4 protein-coding genes are annotated in these 4,058 nt (G+C 42.5%); all 4 read left to right on the top strand.

The annotated features are described in order from the left end of the window. The first annotated feature begins 104 nt into the window (after positions 1-104). From GBV73_RS10675 to GBV73_RS10660, 4 genes are read left to right on the top strand one after another with little or no spacing between them, the layout of a single operon-like run. On the top strand, positions 105-503 hold the full coding sequence (locus GBV73_RS10675) for a ParB/RepB/Spo0J family partition protein (RefSeq protein WP_371717098.1): 399 nt from the start codon (positions 105-107) through the stop codon (positions 501-503). Between the two features lie 13 nt (positions 504-516). Beyond that, positions 517-2,028, top strand: a complete 1,512-nt coding sequence (locus GBV73_RS10670) for a potassium channel family protein (protein WP_152881261.1) — start codon at positions 517-519, stop codon at positions 2,026-2,028. A gap of 13 nt (positions 2,029-2,041) precedes the next feature. Then, on the top strand, positions 2,042-3,163 hold the full coding sequence (locus GBV73_RS10665) for an ATP-NAD kinase family protein (RefSeq protein ID WP_152881259.1): 1,122 nt from the start codon (positions 2,042-2,044) through the stop codon (positions 3,161-3,163). A 49-nt stretch (positions 3,164-3,212) separates the two neighbouring features. Continuing rightward, a complete protein-coding gene (locus GBV73_RS10660; protein WP_371717097.1) occupies positions 3,213-4,013 on the top strand; it encodes a hypothetical protein in 801 nt (266 codons plus the stop codon). Positions 4,014-4,058: the final 45 nt, after the last annotated feature.

Here is a 4,058-nt window from a genome sequence, read left to right as displayed (position 1 = left end):
CGATGAAGACGGGAGGAGGGAAGCCCACCCGTTACGAAATTAACACTCTACACACACTTTACGGGTAGGCAGAACGGCGTTTATAGTTGTTAGGGGAGTTAAAGGTGATTAGACTTATAACCAGAGAAGAGGCATTTAAAAGAGCAGAGAGGATAAAGAAAGAAAATGAAGCCATCTATGGTGTACCATTTGAACTAGAGCACAGGTATCTCCCCCTCGATGTTCTCATACCGACCCAATGGGAGCTGAGTGAGAAAAAGCTGGTAGTAGTGCTTCAAGAGATAGTCCACGGCTACGATGCTCCCGTCATAGTTTTAGAACACAGGGGAAAGTACTACATCTTAGACGGACACCACAGAGCGTATGCGAGGAAAAAGCTGGGCTTTTCGGAAATTGAGGCAATAATCCTTAGACCTCTCCAAGAAATCCATACAAAAATTGAGGAGTCAGTGAAAAAAGCAAAATTAAAAAGTCTCGACGATATTGTGATAGCTAAGGAGTAATTTTGGTGAGAGCATGTGCGAATATACCTTTGAAAATGGTGAAAAATGCAAAACAAAGTCCTTAGCGGGTTCAAAGTACTGCTCACTCCATATTCCTTTTGATGAGGGCGAGTTACTCTATGGAGAAAAGATAAAGGAGATCAAGGAGAGTGCATTTAAGAGGAAGCTGAATAGGGGAGTTAGGTACTTTGAAGGGGTTCAGCTGTATGAGGCTAAAATCTCTGACCTAAAGAGCGAAAAACCCCTCATTTTTAAGAACTCAAAGATAAAGACTCTTATTGTCGAAAATTCTGACCTGAAAGGGCTTTCTATTTTCAATTGTGAGATTGAGAGGGTCGTATTGATAGCGTCATCTATAGCGACGATTTGGGTAAAGAACTCCACCTTTTTTGGTTTCAATATTCTTGACGTCAAATTTGAGAACTCGATTTCTGTAAAGAACAGCACGGTTCGATATTTAATGATGAACTCCGTTCAGTATGCTGAGCGAGCCATATCAGGTGAGGAAGAATATGGGGAAAAGGAAACAATCCACGGGAGAATAGAGCTTTCAGACCTCAAAAACGTTAGGAAGATAGCAATAAATTCCAGATACCCCTTGCTTAAAGAACTTTTGGATGAACACGGGATAACATTATCTAGAATCTCGAAAAAGCACGTAAAGGCCAGAATCTTCCTAATAAAAAATGTGGTGTTTGATCCAAGCCCCAGGTTTAAGAGACAGGTTAGGATATTCATCAGAAACTTTGATGGAGTCCTTCAACTTGAAAGCCTTGAAGTTCCGGGACATGTAGAGATAAGAGGAGGGCGGTTAAAAGTCCCCGAGTTTGTACACACTACAATTTACAACAACCTCGTCTTTAAGAGCGTCGCGTTCTACGGGAACACAACGTGGAACCTGACAGTGCTTCCAAACCTTTTAGCTGAGTTGAATGTAATAGGATTTGTAATCCTTGAAGAGTGCAGCTTCAATAACCCGGCAATGGAGGAATTTTTCTACCGTCTGGCAAGGATTACGTGGGAAAAAAGCGGTGACAAAGAAAAGGCGGATGAATATTACTATTTGGAGATGCTTGCCAGAAGAAAGCAGAAGATGGGAAGATACGTGACATACCTGCCCAAGCTCGGAATCAGAGTACGCCTCCCGCACCTCCCTCTTGGTAGAATTGGAACCAAAATAAAACACTACTTCCATCTTTTGGAAGGCCTTTTTGAGTGGTTTTTTGCTGACTTAACGTGCAAATATGGGACAGACTGGAAAAGACCAATTGTTATCTGGTTGTTCATGGTTAACATTGTATTTCCGGTTCTCTTCTATTTCACAAAAAGCGTCACAAGCTCCGGTGTGCCGCTGAAGAGCTTTCTTGACTATGAATATTTTAGTGTAGTGACGGCAACAACCCTCGGTTATGGAGACCTTCATCCCGTTGGTATTGGACGGGTAATTGCTTCAGTCGAGGCCCTTTTCGGTATGTTCATGTGGGCTGTCTTCCTGACGGTCTTTGCAAGGAAATACATGCGGTGAGGGTGAAATGAAAATGATAGTTGGCTTGATAGTCAATCCAATAGCCGGAATGGGCGGTAGAGTTGCCCTAAAAGGCACAGATGGGGTGGTTGAAGAGGCCATAAAAAGAGGGGCTAAGCCTGTGGCGCTTGAGTTTACAAAGCTCTTTTTGAGTGAGCTTTCTCATTATGATGTCGAGGTCGAATTCTTGACTGGCCCGGATGGGCTTGGGGAGGATGCTGTTAAGGAGTTTAGCTTCCCATATAGGGTTATTAAACACAGAGAAATCAAACATAAAGAAATATCCGGTGTTAAAATTCCCGACACTACTGAGGAGGATACAAAAACGCTTGCAAAGCTTATGAAAGATGAAGTGGACATACTGGTCTTTGCAGGAGGAGACGGGACGGCGAGGAATATATACGAGGCGATAGACAGTGAAAAGCCCATCCTTGGAATTCCAACTGGAGTTAAGATGTTCTCCGGAGTTTTTGCAACTTCCCCAGAAGACGCTGCAAGGCTTCTTGTCGAGTTTGCAAAGGGAAACGCAAAGCTTGTGGAAAGGGAAATCCTCGACCTTGATGAGAATGCATACAGACACGATGAAGTGAGAGCAAAGCTCTATGGAAAGGCCTTAACGCCCTATATGGAAACCCTCGTGCAGGGAGCAAAAGAGAGCATTCCCGTAGATGAGGAAGAAGAACTCGACGCAATAGCTGAAGCTATTGTAGAGGAGCTTGAGGATGGGATTTATTTTCTGGGAGCTGGCTCGACAATTAAAAAGATTAAGGATAAGCTTGGAATAGACGGGACACTTCTGGGAGTAGATATAGTTGAAATAGAAAACGGAAACGCAAAGCTTCTTGTAAAAGACGCTCAAGAAAAAGACCTGCTGAAATATGTCCATAGAAATCCAAAAATCATTGTAACTGTTGTGGGGGGTCTGAACTTTCTTTTTGGCAGGGGCAACCAGCAGTTCTCTCCGGAAGTTTTGAGGCATATACCAAAGGAAAACATTATTGTAGTGGCCACTCCCTCAAAAGTCAAAGGGACAATAAGAGTTTACACCGGAGATAAAGAGGTTGATGAGAAGCTTAAAGGGTACATAAAGGTGAGGATATCCCCCTGGGCAGAGAGAATCGTAAAAGTTACCTAGGCTCAAGGTTTATAACTTAGGAACCCTTCCTATTTTTTGGTGAATGACCGTGAGGTTTGAAGTGCTTAGTAAGGAAGATATGATAGAACTTTCAAAAGAGCTCAGCAAAGAGGGAATAATGAACAAAACCCGGGAGGAACTCGGATGGGAGCTTCATCACATCATTGTAATTAAGGGAAAGTTTAGTGAACTTGTTAAGAAATCTGAAGGCATTGAAGTAATTGAGGATACTCTCGAAGAAATAAGAGCAACTTTTGATGCTCTTATGGATGAATGGAATGTGGGAGAAGAGAAAGAATTTAAGGAGCTCTTCGATGAGGTAAATGTTCCCAAGCTGACGCTCATAACCGCATTGATCGAGAACGGATATGTTGAGGGAGAGGAGAAGCTCAGGCTTCTTAATAAGCCTAAACTTGATGAACTTGAAATTGAGTTCAGGTTTAACATCGATGAGCTTGAGGATGTGCTGGAGGAGATAGAGGATAAGCTCGACGCAACACTCACAACTGAGCTCTCCTTTATGAGAAAATACTTTGTCGAGGTTCTTGAAATCGAGGAAGAAATGATAAAGAGGGCTTTGGAAATAGCGGAGGAATATGCCACCGAAGATTCTTTGGTCGAGGCCATGTTTGTGGGAATTGGAAAGTCAGTACTGGCAAATGCAATACTTGAAATAGCTGAAAAGAAGGATACAAAAATCGAATTAATTGAAACTCTCTTGGAGCATGAGCCGCTGACCGTAGAGGGGAAAAGAGAAAAGATAAACATATACTTTGACGATGAAGCAATAGAAGATATATTAAAAGAACTGCAGAAGAGGGCGTGTTTAGTTTCACCCCCTGTTATTTAAACAGTATTTGACTCTGAGGAGGATTTTCAGACCATAACACATTAC

It is taken from the genome of Thermococcus sp. 101 C5 (genome assembly GCF_009372125.1).
GTDB lineage: Archaea > Methanobacteriota_B > Thermococci > Thermococcales > Thermococcaceae > Thermococcus_A > Thermococcus_A bergensis.
This window is presented reverse-complemented; position numbering and strand designations above follow the sequence as displayed.